At 60.5% G+C, this 20,904-nt stretch carries 14 protein-coding genes; 2 read left to right on the forward strand and 12 right to left on the reverse strand.

Going from position 1 to position 20,904, the window contains the following annotated elements; translation table 11 throughout:
* Positions 1-31: 31 nt before the first annotated feature.
* The 9 genes from gltB to MO767_RS14585 all read right to left on the reverse strand — a co-directional run bounded on the left by gltB (position 32) and on the right by MO767_RS14585 (position 13,084).
* Positions 32-4,477: a glutamate synthase large subunit gene (gltB, locus tag MO767_RS14545; protein WP_282481068.1), complete on the reverse strand. Its 4,446-nt coding sequence runs from the start codon at positions 4,475-4,477 to the stop codon at positions 32-34.
* Positions 4,478-4,827: 350 nt separating this feature from the next.
* Positions 4,828-6,423, reverse strand: coding sequence for an AAA family ATPase (locus MO767_RS14550; protein ID WP_282481069.1), 1,596 nt, complete (start codon positions 6,421-6,423; stop codon positions 4,828-4,830).
* Positions 6,424-6,433: 10 nt separating this feature from the next.
* Positions 6,434-7,534, reverse strand: a complete 1,101-nt coding sequence (aroB, locus tag MO767_RS14555) for a 3-dehydroquinate synthase (protein WP_282481070.1) — start codon at positions 7,532-7,534, stop codon at positions 6,434-6,436.
* 151 nt (positions 7,535-7,685) lie between these two features.
* The gene (gene aroK / locus MO767_RS14560) at positions 7,686-8,204 is read right to left on the reverse strand and encodes a shikimate kinase AroK (RefSeq protein ID WP_010464421.1); all 519 of its coding nucleotides are present in this window, start codon (positions 8,202-8,204) and stop codon (positions 7,686-7,688) included.
* 4 nt (positions 8,205-8,208) lie between these two features.
* Positions 8,209-10,296, reverse strand: coding sequence for a type IV pilus secretin PilQ (pilQ, locus tag MO767_RS14565; RefSeq protein WP_282481071.1), 2,088 nt, complete (start codon positions 10,294-10,296; stop codon positions 8,209-8,211).
* Between the two features lie 13 nt (positions 10,297-10,309).
* On the reverse strand, positions 10,310-10,837 hold the full coding sequence (locus tag MO767_RS14570; protein WP_282481072.1) for a pilus assembly protein PilP: 528 nt from the start codon (positions 10,835-10,837) through the stop codon (positions 10,310-10,312).
* Positions 10,834-11,457 (reverse strand): type 4a pilus biogenesis protein PilO, encoded by a 624-nt coding sequence (gene pilO, locus MO767_RS14575; protein WP_282481073.1) that lies wholly within the window; start codon positions 11,455-11,457, stop codon positions 10,834-10,836. Before pilO ends, MO767_RS14570 begins: the two co-directional genes overlap by 4 nt.
* A complete protein-coding gene (locus MO767_RS14580) occupies positions 11,454-12,020 on the reverse strand; it encodes a PilN domain-containing protein (protein WP_046045617.1) in 567 nt (188 codons plus the stop codon). The genes pilO and MO767_RS14580 overlap by 4 nt, the downstream gene beginning before the upstream one ends.
* Positions 12,020-13,084, reverse strand: coding sequence for a pilus assembly protein PilM (locus MO767_RS14585; protein WP_282481074.1), 1,065 nt, complete (start codon positions 13,082-13,084; stop codon positions 12,020-12,022). Before MO767_RS14585 ends, MO767_RS14580 begins: the two co-directional genes overlap by 1 nt.
* A 215-nt stretch (positions 13,085-13,299) precedes the next feature.
* On the opposite strand from MO767_RS14585, the gene MO767_RS14590 reads away from it, so the two are divergent.
* The gene (locus MO767_RS14590) at positions 13,300-15,744 is read left to right on the forward strand and encodes a penicillin-binding protein 1A (protein ID WP_282481075.1); all 2,445 of its coding nucleotides are present in this window, start codon (positions 13,300-13,302) and stop codon (positions 15,742-15,744) included.
* A gap of 265 nt (positions 15,745-16,009) precedes the next feature.
* Here the strand turns inward: MO767_RS14590 and MO767_RS14595 are convergent, their stop codons facing one another.
* From MO767_RS14595 to rpmE, 3 genes are all read right to left on the reverse strand, one after another.
* Positions 16,010-17,278, reverse strand: a complete 1,269-nt coding sequence (locus MO767_RS14595; protein ID WP_282481076.1) for a malic enzyme-like NAD(P)-binding protein — start codon at positions 17,276-17,278, stop codon at positions 16,010-16,012.
* A gap of 183 nt (positions 17,279-17,461) precedes the next feature.
* Positions 17,462-18,262, reverse strand: coding sequence for a thermonuclease family protein (locus MO767_RS14600; RefSeq protein ID WP_282481077.1), 801 nt, complete (start codon positions 18,260-18,262; stop codon positions 17,462-17,464).
* Positions 18,263-18,276: 14 nt separating this feature from the next.
* Complete coding sequence (gene rpmE, locus MO767_RS14605) at positions 18,277-18,507, reverse strand: 50S ribosomal protein L31 (RefSeq protein WP_008080648.1); 231 nt, start codon at positions 18,505-18,507, stop codon at positions 18,277-18,279.
* Positions 18,508-18,677: 170 nt separating this feature from the next.
* On the opposite strand from rpmE, the gene MO767_RS14610 reads away from it, so the two are divergent.
* Positions 18,678-20,897 carry a primosomal protein N' gene (locus tag MO767_RS14610; RefSeq protein ID WP_282481078.1) on the forward strand — a complete coding sequence of 740 codons (2,220 nt, stop codon included), beginning with the start codon at positions 18,678-18,680 and terminating at the stop codon, positions 20,895-20,897.
* The last annotated feature ends 7 nt before the right edge of the window (positions 20,898-20,904 follow it).

Consider the following 20,904-nt stretch of genomic DNA (forward strand, 5'->3'; position numbering starts at 1 on the left):
TTAAAACCTCATCAAACTCTTCAGGCGCATATCACTGCGGATTGGCACGGGTGCTGGAAAGCAACGATTTCAGATTGGCAGCCTTGGGCTTGACCAACCAGAAACGACGCAGATAGTCATCGAGGTTTTCAGCGAGGTTACGACCCCACTCGCTGTCGGTTTCCTCGACGTATTCGTTCAGCACGCGTTGCAGGTGGCTGCGATAGGCTTCCATCGCCTCACCGCTGATCCGCTGGATTTCCACCAGTTCGTGGTTGACCCGGTCAACGAAGCTGTTGTCCTGGTCGAGCACGTAGGCGAAACCGCCGGTCATGCCTGAGCCGAAGTTGTAACCGGTCTTGCCCAGCACGCAGACGAAACCACCGGTCATGTACTCGCAGCAGTGATCGCCCGTGCCTTCCACAACCGTGTGGGCACCGGAGTTACGCACGGCAAAACGCTCGCCCGCGGTGCCGGCGGCAAACAACTTGCCGCCCGTGGCGCCGTACAGGCAGGTGTTGCCGATGATGGCACTGTCCTGAGTCTTGTAGACGCTGCCCTTCGGCGGAACGATAACCAGCTTGCCGCCGGTCATACCCTTACCGACGTAGTCGTTGGCGTCGCCTTCCAGGTACATGTTCAGGCCGCCAGCGTTCCACACACCGAAGCTCTGACCGGCAGTCCCTTTGAAGCGGAAGGTGATCGGCGCGTTCGCCATGCCTTGGTTGCCGTGCTTGCGAGCGATTTCACCGGAGATCCGCGCGCCGATCGAACGGTCGCAGTTGCAGATATCCAGGGCGAAATCGGCGCCGCTCATGTCGTTGATGGCTGAAGTGGCCAGGTCGACCATTTTCTCGGCCAGCAGGCCTTTGTCGAACGGTGGGTTGCGCTCGACCTGGCAGAACTGAGGCTTGTCCGCCGGGATGTGATCGCTGCCCAGCAATGGCGTCAGGTCCAAGTGTTGCTGCTTGGCAGTCTGGCCTTCGAGGATGTCCAGCAGATCGGTACGACCAATCAGCTCTTCGAGGGAGCGCACGCCCAGCTTGGCCAGCCACTCACGGGTTTCTTCGGCGACGTAGGTGAAGAAATTCACCACCATGTCGACGGTCCCGATGTAGTGATCCTTGCGCAGCTTCTCGTTCTGAGTCGCGACGCCGGTGGCGCAGTTGTTCAGGTGGCAGATACGCAGGTACTTGCAGCCCAGCGCGATCATTGGCGCGGTGCCGAAGCCGAAGCTTTCAGCGCCAAGGATGGCCGCCTTGATCACGTCGAGGCCGGTTTTCAGGCCGCCGTCGGTTTGTACCCGCACTTTGCCGCGCAGGTCGTTACCACGAAGGGTCTGGTGGGTTTCGGCCAGGCCGAGTTCCCACGGCGCGCCCGCGTATTTGATCGAGGTCAGCGGCGATGCACCGGTGCCGCCGTCGTAACCGGAGATGGTGATCAAGTCCGCGTAGGCCTTGGCCACACCGGCAGCGATGGTGCCGACGCCCGCTTCTGCAACCAGCTTCACCGAGACCAGGGCCTTCGGGTTGACTTGTTTCAGGTCGAAAATCAGCTGCGACAAGTCTTCGATCGAATAGATGTCGTGGTGCGGCGGCGGCGAAATCAGGGTCACGCCCGGCACTGCGTAACGCAGCTTGGCGATCAGACCGTTGACCTTGCCACCTGGCAGCTGACCACCTTCGCCGGGCTTGGCGCCCTGAGCGACTTTGATCTGCAGCACTTCAGCGTTGACCAGGTATTCCGGGGTCACACCGAAACGGCCAGTCGCAACCTGTTTGATTTTCGAGCTCTTGATGGTGCCGTAACGCGCCGGGTCTTCGCCGCCTTCGCCGGAGTTGGAACGCGCACCGAGGCGGTTCATGGCTTCGGCCAGGGCTTCGTGAGCTTCCGGCGACAGTGCGCCCAACGAGATACCGGCGGAGTCGAAGCGCTTGAGCACCGATTCCAGCGGTTCGATCTCGCTGATGTCCAGCGGCGTGTCCAGGGTTTTGACCTTGAACATGTCGCGAATCATCGACACCGGACGGTTATCCACCAGCGCCGTGTATTCCTTGAACTTGCTGTAGTCGCCCTGCTGCACAGCGGCTTGCAGGGTGCTGACCACGTCCGGGTTGTAGGCGTGATATTCGCCGCCGTGGACGAATTTCAGCAAACCACCTTGCTGGATCGGCTTGCGCGGGCTCCAGGCTTCGGCGGCCAGGGCTTTCTGCTCGGCTTCGATGTCGACGAAACGCGCGCCCTTGATGCGGCTTGGCACGCCACGGAAGCTCAGGTCGCAGACTTCTTCAGACAGGCCAATGGCTTCAAACAACTGCGCACCACGGTAAGACGTGATGGTCGAGATACCCATCTTCGACAGGATCTTCAGCAGACCTTTGGTGATGCCTTTGCGGTAGTTCTTGAACACTTCGTAGAGGTCGCCCAGGACTTCACCGGTGCGGATCAGGTCGCCCAGCACTTCGTACGCCAGGAACGGATAGACCGCCGAGGCGCCGAAACCGATCAACACTGCAAAGTGGTGCGGGTCGCGAGCGGTGGCGGTTTCCACGAGGATGTTGGAGTCGCAACGCAGGCCTTTCTCGGTCAAACGGTGGTGCACCGCGCCGGTGGCCAGGGAAGCGTGGATCGGCAACTTGCCCGGGGCAATGTGACGGTCACTCAGCACGACCTGGGTACGACCGGAGCGCACGGCTTCTTCAGCCTGATCGGCGACGTTGCGGATGGCCGCTTCGAGGCCGACGCTTTCGTCGTAGTTGAGGTCGATGATCGCGCGCTCGAAGCCCGGACGATCGAGGTTCATCAGCGAGCGCCACTTGGCCGGGGAAATGACCGGCGAGCTGAGGATCACGCGCGAGGCGTGTTCCGGCGACTCCTGGAAGATGTTGCGCTCGGCACCGAGGCAGATCTCCAGCGACATGACGATGGCTTCACGCAGCGGGTCGATCGGCGGGTTGGTAACCTGCGCGAACTGCTGGCGGAAATAGTCGTACGGCGTGCGCACGCGCTGGGACAGCACGGCCATCGGCGTATCGTCGCCCATCGAGCCGACGGCTTCGTACCCTTGCTCGCCGAGCGGACGCAGCACCTGATCACGTTCTTCGAAAGTGACCTGGTACATCTTCATGTACTGCTTGAGCTGATCGACGTCGTAGAACGCCGAACCGTGGTCGTTGTCTTCCATGGTCGCCTGAATGCGCAGGGCATTCTTGCGCAGCCATTGCTTGTACGGATGACGCGACTTCAAGCGGTTGTCGATGGCATCGGTGTCGAGGATCTGACCGGTTTCGGTGTCCACGGCAAAGATCTGACCCGGGCCAACGCGGCCCTTGGCGATCACGTCTTCAGGCTGGTAGTTCCAGACACCGATTTCCGAGGCCAGGGTAATAAAGCCGTTTTTAGTGGTGACCCAACGCGCTGGACGCAGACCGTTACGGTCGAGCAGGCACACCGCGTAGCGACCGTCGGTCATTACCACGCCGGCCGGGCCGTCCCACGGTTCCATGTGCATCGAGTTGTATTCGTAGAACGCACGCAGGTCCGGGTCCATGGTTTCGACGTTCTGCCACGCAGGCGGAATGATCATCCGCACGCCACGGAACAGGTCGATACCACCGGTGACCATCAGCTCAAGCATGTTGTCCATGCTGGAGGAGTCGGAACCGACACGGTTGACCAGCGGGCCGAGCTCTTCCAGGTCCATCAAATCGTTGGTGAACTTGGTGCGACGGGCCACGGCCCAGTTGCGGTTGCCGGTGATGGTGTTGATTTCGCCGTTGTGGGCGAGGAAGCGGAACGGCTGAGCCAGCGGCCATTTCGGCAGGGTGTTGGTCGAGAAGCGCTGGTGGAACACGCAAATCGAGGTTTGCAGGCGCTGATCGCTGAGGTCTGGATAGAAGGCGGTCAAATCCGCCGGCATCATCAGGCCTTTATAAATGATGGTCTTGTGCGAAAAGCTGCAGACGTAGTGATCGGCGTCGGCGGCGTTGGCCACGGACGAGCGACGACGGGAGGTGAACAGCTTGACGGCCATGTCCTGATCGCTCAGGCCATCACCGGCGATGAACACTTGTTCGATCTGCGGCAGGCGCTCAAGGGCCAGGCGGCCAAGGACGCTGGTGTCGATCGGCACTTTGCGCCAGCCGACCAGTTGCAGACCAGCGGCCAGGATCTCGCGGTTCATGTTTTCGCGAGCGGCTTCGGCTTTGACCGGGTCCTGGTTGAAGAAAACCATGCCCACCGCATATTGCTTGGGCAGCTCGACGCCGAAGGTTTCCTGGGCGATGGCTCGCAGGAACACATCCGGCTTTTGAATCAGCAGACCGCAACCGTCACCGGTCTTGCCGTCGGCGTTGATCCCACCGCGGTGGGTCATGCAGGTCAGGGCCTCAATGGCCGTTTGCAAAAGGGTATGACTGGGCTCGCCCTGCATATGGGCTATCAGGCCGAAACCGCAGTTATCCTTGAATTCATCTGGTTGGTACAGACCTGCTTTCATAGACACTTTCTCACCAGGCTGCCTCTTGTCGAGGCAAATTTCTTTTCAATTCAACCACTTGCCATCCACGCCGAACGTACGCCAGCTTTGCGGGGGCAAAAGGGAGGTCATTGTACACACCGACACAGAGGCTCACAAATTTGACGACGAAATGTCGCAAATCTATGTCGCATTTGTGAAAGGTTTAAAGCGATCTGCTGTGCTAGTCAAAACTTTTTTAATTTTGACTGCAACGACTCAAAGACTACTGTGACGCAGACACCACAAGGCACGCGGCCTGTAGAGGCGGCATGCACTTGTAGAAATTTTGAGGTGCCGGGAGAGGCGGCCTGGGTAAGGCCGCCGAATCTTCAGCGAGCTGTTGCCAGTTCCTGTTGGACGCTGGCGACAGAGCGAGGCCAAGGTTTACCAGCCTGAACCTTCGCTGGCAAGGCCTTGATGGCGGTAACGGCTGCATCGCGGTTGGCGAAGCTACCGTAAGTGATGACGTAAAGTGGCTTGCCGTTGAGGACTTTCTTGAAATAACGGTACTCGCCGCCCTGCTCCTTGACGAAGGATTGCGCGGCCGCTTCGGAGCTGGTGCCGAGGATCTGCACCACGTAGTTACCCGGCGCTTGCCCTGCGTACCACGTGCCGCCTGCGGCCTTGGCCACGGTGGCTGGTTTCTCGGCAGGTTTGGCAGCAGCAGCGACGGCGGGCTTGGCTGGCGCCGGAGTCGGCTTCACGGCAGGCGCAACCGGGGCTGGCTTGGCAGTCGCGACCTGAGTCGGTGCAGGCACAGGCTTGGCGGCTGGCGTCGGCGCAGGACCGGCCGACATACCTGCTGGAGGCGCGGTGGTGGTCACGGTCGGCGGCGTAGCGCTCGAACCTTCGACCGGCACGCCGTCATCGCCTTCGGTGATGCCACCGGCGGCTTCGGCCAGCGGACCGCGCATGACCGGCTGCGAGTTGCCGACCAGCGGCAATGGCATCGGCTGCGAGTTACCGGCGAATTCGACGGCAGGCGCGCCGCCGCTGTTTGGTTGTGGCGTGCCCTGGCCGAGCGGCAGTTGCGCCTGTTCGTTGGCAGGTGCGCCAGTGGTCGGTGCTTTGCTGCGACCCGGCATCAACCAGGCGGCGGCTACCGCGACCACGACAACGGCGGAAATCGCCAATACGTGTTTCTTCGGCATGTTGAACCCCATACTTGGACGCTTCACCGCTGAGCGGCTGGCAATCATGGCTTCGATCATTGCATCGCGGGCAACCTGGTTGATGGTGCCAGGCCAACCGTCGGAGCTTTCGTGAATATCAGAGATCTGATTCGCGGTGAAAAGTTCGATACCCCGGCCGGCGCCTTCGAGACGCTGGTCCAGATATTCGCGGGTTTCTTCTTCGGTGTAAGGCTGCAATTCGATGACGTGGAAACGCTCTTCCTCGAGGCTCAGCGCCTCCAGCTGAGCAATCAGCGAAGACTCGCCGAACAGGAACACATGCGGGCGACCTTCAGGTGCACCGGCGGCCAGGGCCAGCAAGGCCTCCAGCGCGGATTCGTCGAGCTGCTCGGCGTCATCCACCAGCAAATAGACTTCCTGCCCCGTCAACGCAAGTTGCACCACTTGAGCCAGAATCGCGCCGATCTCGGGCTGGGCGACGTTCAGCGCCTGAGCCACCTGACGCAGCACGCCGGCCGCATCACCGGCACCACGGGCGGAAACCACCACGCTCTGCACAGACTGCTTGTTGGTGCTGGCCACCAGGGCTTGACGCAACAGCGTCTTGCCACTGCCCTGCGGGCCGGTGACGACCAGCAGCAACTGACTGTAGCGTGCCAGGTGATGCAGCTGTCCCAGCACCGGTTTGCGCTGGGCCGGGAAGAATTTGAAGCCAGGCACCCGTGGAGAAAAAGGGTCATGACTCAACTGGTAATGGCCGAGGAAAGCCTCGTCGGCGTGCAAACTAGTCATTGGGATCTTATTAACCTTTAAGCTGAGCCAGAGCGCGGTAATCCGCTCCCAGCGTGGCCTGTAAAACCTCTTTCGGATAATCGTCGGTCACCACCGCTTCGCCCATGTGGCGCAGCAGCACCAGGCGCAAACGACCGTCGATCACTTTCTTGTCAATTGCCATGTGTTCGAGAAAATCGGCTTCAGTCATCTCTTCAGGCGGGATAACCGGCAGGCCGGCACGCTGGAACAGACGAATGCCTCGATCGCGCTCTTGCTCGCTGATCCAGCCCAGGCGCGTGGACATTTCCAAGGCCATTACGGTGCCAGCAGCGACCGCCTCACCATGTAGCCAGACACCATAGCCCATGTGGGTTTCGATGGCATGGCCGAAGGTGTGACCCAGGTTGAGCGTGGCGCGAACACCGGTCTCCCGTTCGTCGGCACCGACCACCGCAGCCTTGGCCGCGCAAGAGCGCTCGATGGCGTAAGTCAGGGCGACCTGATCCAGAGCGCGCAGGCGATCGACGTTTTCTTCAAGCCAGGTCAGGAACGGTTCGTCGCAGATCAGTCCGTATTTGATGACTTCAGCAAGCCCGGCGGACAGTTCGCGGGCCGGCAGGGTATTGAGGGTAGCGGTATCAATCACCACCACATTCGGCTGATAGAAAGCGCCGACCATGTTCTTGCCCAGCGGATGGTTGATCCCGGTCTTGCCGCCCACCGAAGAGTCGACTTGCGACAGCAGCGTGGTCGGGACCTGGATGAAATCGACACCACGCTGGTAGCAGGCGGCAGCAAAACCGGCCATGTCACCAATCACACCACCACCGAGAGCGATGACCGTGGTACGGCGGTCGTGCCGCGCGGTCAGCAGACCGTCGAAAATCAGTTGCAGGGTTTCCCAGGTCTTGAACGCTTCGCCGTCCGGCAGCACCACGGAAACCACCGAGAACTGTGCGAGGCTGCGGGTCAGACGCTCGAGATAGAGCGGCGCAACGGTCTCATTGGAGATGATCGCCACTTGCCGTCCGCGGATATGCGGGGCCAGCAGCTCAGGCTGATCCAACAAACCTTCGCCAATATGAATCGGGTAGCTGCGCTCGCCTAGATCGACCTTGAGTGTCTGCATGTGTCCCCACAGTGAAGATGGAATCAGGCGTCCTGCCTTGAGTTAACGAATGTCCACGGCGTCTGCTGGTGTGACGCCGTTCGGTAGCCATCCGCCACAACCTTGAGCGGCCATGACAGGACGCCGAGGATAGCGCATTTCGCGCTGAGCTTTAACGGGGAGGTAGCTGCTGCAAGCGTTCGAGAATATCGAGCACCACCATTCGCGGCGGCCGCTCATCGGTTTCCACCACCAGATCGGCGATTTCCCGATAAAGCGGATCGCGGATCGCCAGCAGATCCCGAAGGGTCTTGGCCGGGTCGGCAGTACGCAACAGGGGTCGATTGCGATCGCGGGAAGTGCGGCCCACCTGCTGCTCGACAGACGCATGCAGATAGACTACTCGCCCCCCGGCGTGCAGCGCCCGACGATTGGCTTCGCGCATTACCGCGCCGCCACCGGTCGCCAGCACCACGCCATCGCAGCCGCACAACTCGGCAATCATCGCCTGCTCGCGGTCACGAAAGCCCGGTTCGCCTTCCTTATCGAAAATCCACGGGATATTGGCGCCCGTGCGCAATTCAATTTCCTTATCGGAATCTTTGAATGGCAGGCGCAGCTCTTTGGCCAGCAACCGGCCGATGGTGCTTTTTCCAGCCCCCATCGGTCCAACAAGAATCAAATTTCGCACAGAATCAATGACTCACAGCAATCGCCTGGTTATTCATGATACGCGGAGTGAGAAATACCAGCAGCTCGGATTTTTTCTCCGAAACCACGTCACGCCGGAAAAGGCGGCCAAGATACGGCACATCACCGAGAAATGGCACCTTATCTACAACCTTGCTCTGAGTATTTGAGAAAACCCCGCCAATCACGATGGTCTCGCCGTCGTTGACCAGGACCTTGGCATTGACCTCGTTTTTCTTGATCGGCGGCACATCCTGCACCTTGTTCAGGTAGTCCGGTTCGTCCTTGGTGACCTTGACCTCCATGATGATCCGGTTGTCCGGAGTGATCTGGGGCGTCACCTCCAGAGACAGAGAGGCCTCCTTGAACGACACCGAGGTCGCGCCGCTGGAACTGGCTTCCTGGTAGGGAATCTCGGTGCCCTTGAGGATTTTCGCGGTTTCCTTGTCCGAGGTGACCACCTTGGGCTGCGAGACGATTTCGCCGTTGCCGGTTTTCTCCATGGCCGTCAGCTCGAGATCCAGCAGCACATTGTCGGTGATGAACGCGATACCGAGCCCCGAGGTGTTGGCGGCGGTGCCCATGTCGACGAACGGCGAGTTGGTGCTGGTGCTGCCAGGCGTACCGATGGTCGACGAAGCGTCAGCCCCATTGCTGACGCCCGAGGTATTCCAGTTGCCCTTGTTCTGCACCGAACCGCCCCAGCGCACGCCGAGGCTTTTGTCATAGTCGACGTTGGCTTCGACGATGCGCGCCTCGATCATCACCTGACGCACCGGGATATCCAGTTGCGCGACGATACGGCGCAGTTCGTCGAGGCGATCCTGGGTCTGGTAGGCAATGATGTTATTGGTCCGCTCATCCACCGTGATCGAGCCCCGCTCGTCGGCTTTCGCCTCAGCACTGGTCACCGACTGGAACAGCTTGGCGATATCGGCAGCTTTGGCGTAGTTGACCTGCAACAGCTCGCGACGCAGGGGTGCCAGGTCGGCGATTTGCTTCTGCGACTCCAGTTCCTGACGCTCGCGGGCGGAAATTTCATCGGCTGGCGCCACCAGCAAAACGTTACCGATCTTGCGTTTATCCAGGCCCTTGGTTTTCAACACCAGATCCAGCGCCTGATCCCACGGTACGTTCTGCAAACGCAGCGTGATGCCGCCCTGCACCGTGTCGCTGGCCACCAGGTTGAGATTGGTGAAATCGGCGATCAGTTGCAGCACCGAACGCACATCGATGTCCTGGAAATTCAGCGAGAGCTTTTCACCGGTGTAGGCGAAACGCTCGGTGTTGCGCTTCTGCAAGTCATCGACGGTCATCGGCCGGATGCTGACGGTCAGCTTGTTGTCGGTCTGGTAAGTCGAATAATCGAAGGCGCCGCTGGGCTCAATGCTGATCGTGGCCCGATCACCCGTGGCACTGGCGTTGACGAACTGCACTGGTGTGGCGAAATCCTTGACGTCCAGACGGACACGCAACGGTTCAGGCAATTGGGTCTTGGCGAAACCGAGGATGATCTTGCCGTCGCGCTCCTGAATGTCGGGGGCGATGGAAGGATCCGACAGATCGATGACCACATTGCCTTCGCCCTGAGTACCGCGCTGGAAATCCACACCCCGGATGGCCTTGCCCACTGGCGCATAAGCTTTCGCCGGGGCTGGCGTTGCAGTCGCGGCGCGCGGCGTTTTGGGCGCCGGGCTGGAGGCCGTTTTGTTGGCACTTTGGCCGACCACCACGAACAGCGTGTTGCCTTCGACCCGTGCGTTGTACGGAGTCAACTGGGTCAGATTGATGATCAGTCGCGTACGGTCCTTGGCTTCCACCACCGTGGCGCTGCGGGCATTTCCGCCGCCCAGGTCACGATTTTTGCTTTTTAGCTGACTGACGACGCCAGGCAGATCCAGCGCAATCCGTGCAGGCGATTCCGTGGTGTAACCGTGAGGCGGCGGTGGCGGCCCATCGAACGACAACTTCAACTCGACGCGGTCCCCCGGCAGCGCGGCGACATCCAGCGCTTTGAGGTTGGCCGCTAGTACCATCGGCGACAGCAACGCTATCCATAGCGAAATACCGAAGGTTGAGAAAATCCTGTTCATTATTCGAGTTCCACTATGAGTGCTCTTTCAAAGGGATGGTCCGCGGCCGCTCCAGCCAGGCGCCTTCGCCGTCGGGAACGATTTCGACCACATCGACCTGTGAGCCACTGATGGCGACGATCCGCCCATCGTTACGCCCCAGGTAATCGCCGACTTTCAACCGATGCACCCCGCCCGCCCCGCGCAGCAGCGCAAAGGAGCCGGTCGCATTGGCGATCGTTCCGACCATTTCAAACTGCTCGATGTTGAAACCTTCGAGGTACTGCTTGACCCGATCCGGGTCAGGTTTGACGTTGCGCGAGCCGTGTTTCTGGCCGGCCAGATCGACTCTGACCTGTCGGGAAAACGGGCTTCGCAGGTTGGCGGCGCTGTAGGCGAATGTTGGGTAAGACCGAAATGTCGGCGTTGGTTCAATCTTGCCGGGCGCACGCAAACGCATTTCGTTCATGTACGCGTCCAGGTCGCTGAAGTCATTGTCGCTGCCGCAACCGGCCAGGCCGGCGACCAACACAACCATCGAAAAGCAACGAATCGGGCTCATTTTTGCAGCCCCTTGTCGTTGTAGCGGTAGGTCTTGGCGAGGATGCTCATGCGCAACTTCGGACCACCTTCCGGGTTGACCGGCGCAAGGTCGAAGTCATGCAAGGTGACGATCCGTGGCAGCCCGGCCACGCCGCTGACGAAGGTCGCCAGGTCGTGATAGGCACCGGTGACGGTGATCTGGATCGGCAGCTCGATGTAGAACTGCTGCGTGTTCTCCGGCAGCAGTTTGATCTCTTCAAACTCCAGGCCACTGCCCAGGCCGGTGCGAGTGATGTCCTCCAGCAGGCCGGGCACTTCGGTGTCACTGGGCAATTGCCGCAGCAGCACGCCAAAGGAGGTCTCCATTTCCTTCATCTGCTGCGTATACAGCTCCAGATTCGCCGCCATGTGGGCTTTATTGGCGAATTGCTCCTTGAGGGTCGACTCTTCCTCGCGCGTTTGTTCCAGTCGGGTTTCAAGGTCGCTCATCGAAAAGCTGTAGCCCAGGGCCAGCACCAGAATCATCAGCAGGACTCCGGCCAACGCCTTGATCGCTGGCGGCCAGGAACCGATGTTGTTGGTGTCCAGGTCATTGATGTCGATCTTGCGCAGGCCTTCGAACCATTCAGTCAGCCTCATTTGCCGCCCTCCGCAGCGGCGGGCTGAGTCTGACGAACGGTCAGCTGAAAGACGTTGGCCTGATCCAGCTGACCGGCGGTCGTCGCTTTGACTTCCGTGAGGCTGGGCGCATCAAACCAATCTGACGCATCCAGATTGCGCATCAGGTCTGACACACGATTGTTGGACTCCGCCGCTCCTGTGATGGACAAGGACTTGCCGGCCATTTTCACCTCAGTGAAATACACGCCGTCAGGCAGCGTCCGCGCCAGTTGATCGAAAATACGCCCGCTGATCGGCCGGTTGCCTTGCAGGTCCTGAATGATGCGCATGCGCTCGACCAGTTGCTGGCGACGAGCCTTCAAATCGCTGATCTGTTTAATCCGCTCGTCGACGACGGCAATCTGTTTGCCGATGTAGTCGTTACGAGCCACTTGCCGATCGATAGCGCCACTGATGACCTGGTTCGCGATCAGCACCGCGCCCACGGCCCCCACCATCACACCGACCAGCGCCAGCAAAAAGCGTTTGCGGCGCGCTTCACGCTGCTCTTCGCGCCAGGGTAAAAGATTGATCCGCGCCATCAGTCGAAACTCCTGAGGGCCAGCCCGCAGGCGATCATCAGTGCCGGCGCATCGCTGGCCAGGGCACCGGCGTTGACCTTGCTGCCCAGGGTCATGTCGGCGAATGGGTTGGCCACTTGCGTCGGCGTACCCAATCGCTGTTCGATCAACCGGTCCAGCCCCGGGACCGATGCGGTACCGCCGGCCAACAGAATGTGATCAACCGAGCTGTACTGACCGGAGGCGAAGAAAAACTGCAACGAACGCGACACCTGCTGCACCAGCGCATCGCGAAACGGCTGCAACACCTCACTGACGTAATCGTCCGGTAATCCACCCTGCTTCTTCGCCAGCCCCGCCTGCTCGAGGGTCAGGCCATAACGTCGCTGGATTTCCTCCGTCAGTTGACGACCGCCGAACAATTGCTCGCGGGTATAGATGATCCGCCCCTGGTGCAGCACGCTCAGAGTGGTCATGGTGGCGCCGATATCAACCACCGCTACCGTCACACGCTCCTGAGAAGCAGCCAGTTGGCTCGCCAGCAATCCGTAGCAACGCTCCAACGCATAGGCCTCGACGTCGACCACGCGGGCTGTCAGGCCGGCCAGGGCCAGGACCGCTTCCCGCACCTCGACGTTTTCCTTGCGACAGGCCGCCAGCAGCACATTGACTCGCTCGGGGTTGCGCGCAGAAACGCCCTGGACCTCAAAGTCGATGGCCACTTCGTCCAATGGATAAGGGATGTATTGATCCGCCTCGATCTTCAGCTGGTTTTCCATTTCGTCGTCGGAAAGACCGGCGTCCATCTCGATGGTCTTGGTGATCACCGCCGAACCGGCCACGGCCACGGCGACGTTCTTGAGGTTGGTTCTGGCCTTGAGCAGCACGCGCGCGAGTGCCTGCCCTACGCCTTCGAGCTCGGCGATATTTTTCTCGACCACCGCGTTGGTGGGCAAAGGTTCCACCGCATAGGCCTCGACCCGATAGCGGTCGCCTTGGCGGCTTAGCTCCAGAAGCTTGACCGACGTGGAGCTGATGTCGATCCCCAGAAGCGTGTTGGCCTTTTTATTGAAGAGTCCTAGCACTACCAATTCCCTATGACTATCCGTGTCTTACGGACTCTGTAATATCCGTTGCGTTCAAACCACCCGTCTTGACAGCAGCGCAAATGACGCCCTCGACGGAAAAATGCTTATAATGCCCAGCGTTTTTTTCCGGTTTTTACTTCAAGCGCGGGTCGTTCCCTGTTTATCTGAACCCTGATGCCAAATTCATTCTTTGCCCTGGATGTCCAAAAGCCTTGATTCGTCTGCTGAAATTTTTCGGTTGGTCCATCGTCGCCGTTTTCTGCGGACTGCTCCTCGGTCTTAGCGGCGCCTTTCTCTACCTTAGTCCGGGTTTGCCATCCGTGGAGGCGCTGAGAAGCATCCAGTTGCAGATTCCTTTGCGGGTCTTCAGCAGCGACAATAAGCTGATCGCAGAATTTGGCGAAATGCGCCGCACACCAATCCGGTTCGCCGACATTCCCGCCAATTTCATTAATGCGTTACTAAGTGCTGAAGACGACAACTTCGCCAATCACTACGGTGTCGACCCCAGCAGTCTGATGCGCGCGGCCACCCAGTTGGTAAAAAGCGGACACATTCAGTCCGGCGGCAGCACCATCACCATGCAGGTGGCGAAGAACTTCTTCCTGACCAGCGAACGCAGCTTCTCGCGCAAAACCACCGAAATCCTCCTGGCTCTGCAGATTGAACGGCAGCTGACCAAGGACGAGATTCTTGAGCTGTACGTCAACAAGATCTATCTGGGCAACCGCGCCTACGGTATCGAGGCCGCCGCGCAGGTTTACTACGGCAAGTCGATTCGTGATGTCAGCCTGGCGCAGATGGCGATGATCGCCGGCCTGCCAAAAGCCCCTTCGCGCTTCAACCCGCTGGCCAATCCGGCCCGCAGCAAGGAACGTCGCGACTGGATCCTTGGGCGCATGTACAAGCTCGGCAAAATCACCGAAGCCGACTACACCACCGCGATCAACGAGCCGCTGAACGCCAGTTATCACGTGCCGACCCCGGAAGTGAATGCGCCGTACATCGCTGAAATGGCCCGCGCCGAAATGGTCGGCCGTTATGGCAGCGACGCCTATACCGAGGGTTTCCGCGTCACCACCACGGTGCCGAGCAACTTGCAGGAAATGGCCAACACCGCGGTTCACGAAGGGTTGATGACCTACGACCAGCGTCATGGTTATCGCGGCCCCGAGTCGCGCCTGCCGGGCAAGACTCGCGAGGCCTGGACAACCGAGCTGACCAAACAGCGCACCATCAGCAGCCTTGAGCCCGCCATCGTCACCCAGGTCGACAAGACCGGCCTGCAAGTGATGACCCGTACCGGTGACGAACACGTCGGCTGGGACAGCATGAAATGGGCGCGCCCATTCCTCAACACCAACAGCATGGGTGCCAACCCGAAGCAGCCTTCGGACGTCGCCCAGGTCGGCGACCTGATTCGTGTGCAACGCCAGCCGGACAACTCGCTGAAATTCAGCCAGATCCCGCAGGCTCAGGGCGCGCTGGTTTCCCTCGATCCGCAGAACGGTGCCATTCGCGCCTTGGTCGGCGGCTTCGCCTTTGAACAGAGCAACTACAACCGCGCCATGCAGGCCAAGCGCCAGCCGGGTTCGAGCTTCAAGCCGTTCGTCTACAGTGCAGCGCTGGATAACGGCTACACCGCCTCCAGCTTGGTGAACGACGCACCGATCGTGTTCGTCGACGAGTACCTGGACAAGGTCTGGCGTCCAAAGAACGACACCAACACGTTCCTCGGCCCGATCCGCTTGCGTGAAGGCCTGTACAAGTCGCGTAACCTGGTTTCGATCCGGTTGGTGCAAGCCATGGGCGTTGGCAGGACCATCGATTACATCACGCGCTTTGGCTTCAACAAGCAGGACCTGCCGCCCAACCTGTCCCTGGCCCTGGGCACCGCGACGCTGACGCCAATGGAAATCGCCACCGGCTGGAGCACTTTCGCTAACGGCGGCTACAAGATCAGCCCCTTCATCATCGACAAGATCGAAAGCCGCAATGGCGACACGCTGTTCGTCGCCAACCCGCCGAGCGTCCCGAAAGGCAACATCGCCACCGACGGCATCGCCGCTCCTGTCGTGGCCAACGCTTTCACCGTCAACGCAACCCCGGGCGAAGCGCTGACTGCCCAGCCAGCGCCACAAACGCCGGCCGTAGCCGAGCGCATCGTCGATGGTCGCACCACGTTCATCCTCAACAGCATGCTCGAGGACGTGATCAAACTCGGCACCGGCCGCCGCGCCCTGGCCTTGGGCCGCAGCGACATTGCGGGCAAGACCGGTACCACCAACGAATCCAAGGACGCCTGGTTCTCTGGGTACAACGCCGATTATGTGACCACTGTCTGGACCGGTTTCGACCAGCCTGAAAGCCTGGGTCGCAAGGAATTCGGCGGCACCGTCGCCCTGCCGATCTGGATGAGTTACATGGGCGCCGCACTCAAAGGCCTGCCACCCCATACGCAGGCAGAGCCGGAAGGCATCCTCAGCCTGCGAGTCGACCCGGTCAGCGGCCGTGCAGCCACCCCAGGCACGCCAGGCGCCTACTTCGAGCTGTTCAAGGCCGAAGACACGCCACCGTCGGCCAACGAGCTGGGCAACGGCACCGCGCCGGGTAGCCCACTGCCTGCGGATGAAGCGGCGCCGATCGATTTGTTCTGATCGCCTGAAGCTGCAAAAGCCCCGCCTTCGAAAGAAGAGCGGGGCTTTTTTGTATCTGCAATTTCTGTACAGCCTGAAAAACTACTCGCCAGTGATGGCCTCATCGCGAGCAAGCTCGCTCCCACATTGGGCTTGCGAACGACGCAAAACCCTGTGGGAGCGAGCTTGCTCGCGATGAGGCCCTGACAGACAACACAAAAACCACAGGCCAAAAAAAGCCCCGACTCGCAAGAGCCGGGGCTTTCTGTTGAAGCGCTACAACGACTTAGCCGTTGAACACGTCATCCACGCTTTTCAGCGGGTAGTTCTTCGGATACGGCAGGGTCGCTACGCCGGTCTCGATCGCAGCCTTGGCCACGGCATCGGAGATCACGGTGATCAGACGGGCATCCATTGGCTTCGGAATGATGTACTCGCGACCGAATTCCAGTTTGATACCGCCGTAGGCGTCGCACACTTCCTGAGGAACCGGCAGCTTGGCCAGTTCACGCAGGGCGTTGGCGGCAGCCACTTTCATTTCTTCGTTGATGCGCTTGGCGCGAACGTCCAGGGCACCACGGAAGATGAACGGGAAGCCCAGCACGTTGTTGACCTGGTTCGGGTAGTCCGAACGGCCAGTGGCCATGATCACGTCGTCACGGGTGGCGTGAGCCAGTTCCGGGGCGATTTCCGGATCAGGGTTGGAGCACGCGAACACGATCGGGCTGGCCGCCATGGATTTCAGGCCTTCAGCGCTCAGCAGGTTCGGACCGGACAGGCCAACGAACACGTCCGCGCCTTTCAGGGCGTCGGCCAGCGTGCGTTTTTCAGTCGCGTGAGCGAAGACAGCCTTGTACTGGTTCAGGTCGTCACGGCCGGAGTGGATCACGCCGGTACGGTCAACCATGAAGATGTTTTCGATGTTGGCACCCATGCTCACCAGCAATTTCATGCAGGAGATGGCGGCAGCACCGGCGCCCAGGCAGACGATCTTGGCGTCAGCGAGGGTTTTGCCAGCGATTTCCAGGGCGTTGATCATGCCGGCCGCAGTAACGATAGCGGTGCCATGCTGGTCATCGTGGAATACCGGAATGTCGCACTGCTCGATCAGAGCACGTTCGATCTCAAAGCACTCAGGCGCCTTGATGTCTTCCAGGTTGATGCCACCGAAGGTGATGGAGATGCGCTTGACGGTGTCGATGAAGGCTTGCGGGCTTTCGGAGTCGACTTCGATGTCGAAAACGTCGATGCCGGCGAAGCGCTTGAACAGCACGCCTTTACCTTCCATGACTGGCTTGGAAGCCAATGGGCCGAGATTACCCAGGCCGAGAATTGCGGTGCCATCGGAAATGACTGCAACCAGGTTGCCTTTGCCGGTGTATTTGTAGGCCAGTTCAGGATCGCGGGCGATTTCGCGTACTGGTTCGGCTACGCCGGGGCTGTAGGCCAGCGACAGGTCGCGGGCGGTAGCGGTGGCCTTGGTGAGCTCGACACTCAGCTTCCCTGGACGGGGATGGGCATGATATTCGAGAGCGGCAGTTTTCAAATCAGACATATGGGCATTCCGCTTTTTACTGTGGGACAGACGGACCGCCGAGGATACTCGTGTCGCAAAGTCCCTACAAGACTGACTGGTCACCCCTGTCAAGCGCCCGGCCCTACGACTTTGGACCAAGAGCCGCGGAACATAAGGGATAGACTGTTCACAATAAGCATGAAAAATGTCTACAATTTTTTATCACTGCGCTAACTGGAGCATCGCCGGGTCGGTCAATGGCAGAAGCCAGCGTGCTTGTCCTTCTTTCAGTCCGCCGCGCCGCGAACGGTCCAGCACCCACCCACGGGCCTCGATCTGCCTGCCCTTCAGCCGATCGAGATTCGCCACATCGAACTGCCCCAGCAAATTGGGTGCAACGCGCAGTACAACCGAATCCTGCAACTCGATCCAAACCCCGCCGCGATTGCGCTGAACCTTGCTAACCCGACCGCTGAGCACAGCGAAACCGGACGTGTTGATCTGCTCCGCTTTCAGTACAGGGGATTGACGCCACAACCCGAGTCCGGCCTGACGGGCGCTGTGTTCCGCCGCTTGCTGGCAGTCGACCAGATCGACATTCGGCGCGACCGCCACCTGGAAACCAAGTCCTTCAGCGAGCATCTGCGCTTCAAGGTTGGCGCCATCGGCGCTGTAGACGTGCGCCAAGGTGCGGCCGTAATGGTCTTGGCTTTCTTTGCCGGGCAATAAACCGACCCGTCCGTCGCTGGCAGCCACCAGTGCTTCCAGGCGCTGGCGTGCCGCCACCGCGAACGGCTCGTCGGAGCGGCCTTTCTTGCCCAGCTCCGGCGTATTCAAACCGATCATGCGCACGCTGCGGCCATCGCCCAGGCGCAGCGTGTCACCATCCACCACCCGTTGCACCACAACGGATGTCAGCCCGCTCGGCGCCGGGCAGAAGGCCTGGGCACCGGAAAACCAAATCGCAGACACAAAAAAGGCGCCCGCGAGGGACGCCTTTTTCATCAGCAAGGTAAAGCCCATGGGGCTTTGCAACCTTACTCTGCAGCAGCAGGAGCTTTCTTGCCGAAAGCACCAAAACGGTCTGCGAAGCGCTGTACACGGCCGCCAGTATCCAGAGTCTTCTGCTTACCGGTGTAGAACGGGTGGCACTCGTTGCATACGTCAGTACCCAGTGGCTTGCACAGGTTCGAACGAGTTTCGAACTTGTTGCCGCAGCTGCAAGTTACTTCGATGGTTTCGTACGCTGGATGGATATCGGCTTTCATGGTGTATTCCTCAGGCTAGTGTGCCGCCACTCAACACTATTGTTGAATACCGCACATAATTAGGCCGCGGATTCTACCAGACCTTTGCAATCACGCAAGCTGTCGCTTCTACCGACCGTCTGCTAGGCTCCCGGCCTTCTTCACCGTCCCATCATCGAGAAAACCATCGCGTGCCCGACGCCATTTTGCGCCTCGCCCTGCCTTCGCCCCTGCGACGCCTGTTCGATTACCGTGCCCCGGCCGGGATCCTGCGTGCCCAGTTGCAGCCGGGCATGCGCCTGCGGGTGCCGTTCGGCCGACGGGAGATGATCGGGATTCTGGTGGAGGTGACCGATCACAGCGAAGTGCCGGTAGAAAAGCTCAAGCCGGCCCTGGCCCTGCTTGATGCCACGCCGCCCCTGCCGCCAGCGCTGTTCAAACTGTGCCTGTGGACGTCTCAGTATTACCAGCACAGCCTCGGCGACACCTTGAGCTGGGCGCTGCCGGTGTTGCTGCGTCAGGGTGAACTGGCCGAAGCACGGCAGGAGCGCTTCTGGTCCGCCGCGCCCGGCGCCAGCCTTGATGACCCGCGCATCGCTCGCGCTCCGCGACAACGGGAGGCCCTGGCGACCCTGGCCCAACATCCCCACGGCGTCGCCCATCAGTTGTTGAGCAAACTGATGCTGAGCAAGGAGAGCCTGGATTTGCTGCTGGCCAAGGACCTGGTGCAAGTCGAAATCCGCAAGCATGCCCCCGACGCCCGCCACGAACACTGGCTGGCGCAGCCGGAACTGCCGCTCAACCCGGAGCAGCGCGCGGCCTATGAGGCGATTCGCGCAGGCTTCGACAGTTATCACGCGTTCCTGCTGGCCGGCGTCACCGGCAGCGGCAAGACTGAAGTCTATTTGCAGCTGATCCGCGAAACGCTCCAGGCTGGCAAACAAGCGCTGGTGCTGATCCCGGAGATCAACCTCGGCCCGCAGACCCTGGCGCGCTTCGAGCAACGCTTCAATGCGCGCATCGCGTTGATCCATTCGGCGGTCAACGACCGCGAGCGCCTCGAAGCCTGGCTCGCCGCCCGGGACGGTGACGCCGACATTATTATCGGCACCCGCTCGGCGCTGTTCACGCCGATGAAGAATCCCGGCCTGATCATCATCGATGAAGAGCACGACGGCTCCTATAAACAGCAGGAAGGCCTGCGCTATCACGCCCGCGACCTGGCATTGGTGCGCGCACGCCAGGAAAACATCCCGATTGTCCTCGGCTCCGCCACGCCTTCACTGGAAAGCCTGCACAACGCCTACACCGGTCGATATGGACTCTTACGCTTGAACGAGCGTGCCGGTGGCGCCAAACAGCCGCGGTTCCTGCGCCTGGACGTCAAAAGCCGTCCACTGGACAGCGGCATTTCCGGGCCGATGCAGCAAGCCATCGGTCAGACGCTGGCCGCCGGCCAACAAGTGTTGGTGTTCCTCAACCGCCGCGGTTTTGCGCCGACCTTGCTGTGTCATGACTGTGGCTGGATGTCCGAGTGCCAGCGTTGCGATGCGCGCATGACCGTGCATCAGCGCTCAGGCGAACTGCGTTGTCACCATTGTGGCTACGTCGAACGCGTCCCTCGGCATTGCCCCAAATGCGGCAAGGTCGATTTGCGACCCGTCGGCGCCGGCACCGAGCGCGCCGAAGAACGATTGGCGATTTTGTTTCCGGACTTCCCGGTGCTGCGGGTCGACCGCGACAGCACATCGCGTAAAGACGCGATGAATCAGCTGTTCGCGACCATTCAGAAAGGCCAGCCCTGCATTCTGGTGGGCACGCAAATGCTTGCCAAAGGGCACCACTTTCCACGGGTGACGCTGGTGTCGATTCTCGATGCCGACGGCGGGCTGTTTTCCGGCGACTTCCGCGCCAGCGAGCGCATGGCGCAGCTGATCGTCCAGGTTGCCGGGCGCGCGGGCCGGGCTGAAGAGCCGGGCAAAGTGATCATCCAGACGCACCTGGCCGACCATCCGCTGCTGGTGCAATTGACTGAACAGGGCTATTTCGCCTTTGCCGAACAGGCGTTGAGCGAACGTCGCTCGGCGGGGTTACCACCGTTTGCGCACTTGGCGCTGCTGCGGGCCGAAGCGCACAAACCGGGGCAAGCTGAAGGTTTTCTTGATGAGGCGTGCAGCGAGGCCGAGCGTTTGTTGGCCGAACAGAACCTGACCGGGATTGAACTACTAGGGCCGGTGCCGGCGCCGATGGAGCGCCGGGCCGGGCGTTATCGTGCGCAGCTGTTGCTGCAAGCGACGGCACGGGCGCCGCTGCATCGACTATTAAGCAGCTGGCTGCTGGTGCTTGAGCAGATGCCGAGTGGGCGGGCGGTGCGCTGGTCGCTGGATGTCGATCCTGTGGATTTGTATTGATGGGTAG

The sequence above is a fragment of the Pseudomonas sp. UYIF39 genome, from assembly GCF_029963765.1.
Classification (GTDB): domain Bacteria; phylum Pseudomonadota; class Gammaproteobacteria; order Pseudomonadales; family Pseudomonadaceae; genus Aquipseudomonas.

Bases quoted from the DNA above. Each gene is read 5' to 3' on its own strand.
- gltB (WP_282481068.1), bottom strand. From the start codon at position 4,477: ATGAAAGCAGGTCTGTACCAACCAGATGAATTCAAGGATAACTGCGGT.
- MO767_RS14550 (WP_282481069.1), bottom strand. From the start codon at position 6,423: ATGACTAGTTTGCACGCCGACGAGGCTTTCCTCGGCCATTACCAGTTG.
- aroB (WP_282481070.1), bottom strand. From the start codon at position 7,534: ATGCAGACACTCAAGGTCGATCTAGGCGAGCGCAGCTACCCGATTCAT.
- pilQ (WP_282481071.1), bottom strand. From the start codon at position 10,296: ATGAACAGGATTTTCTCAACCTTCGGTATTTCGCTATGGATAGCGTTG.
- MO767_RS14570 (WP_282481072.1), bottom strand. From the start codon at position 10,837: ATGAGCCCGATTCGTTGCTTTTCGATGGTTGTGTTGGTCGCCGGCCTG.
- pilO (WP_282481073.1), bottom strand. From the start codon at position 11,457: ATGAGGCTGACTGAATGGTTCGAAGGCCTGCGCAAGATCGACATCAAT.
- MO767_RS14580 (WP_046045617.1), bottom strand. From the start codon at position 12,020: ATGGCGCGGATCAATCTTTTACCCTGGCGCGAAGAGCAGCGTGAAGCG.
- MO767_RS14595 (WP_282481076.1), bottom strand. From the start codon at position 17,278: ATGTCTGATTTGAAAACTGCCGCTCTCGAATATCATGCCCATCCCCGT.
- MO767_RS14600 (WP_282481077.1), bottom strand. From the start codon at position 18,262: ATGGGCTTTACCTTGCTGATGAAAAAGGCGTCCCTCGCGGGCGCCTTT.
- rpmE (WP_008080648.1), bottom strand. From the start codon at position 18,507: ATGAAAGCCGATATCCATCCAGCGTACGAAACCATCGAAGTAACTTGC.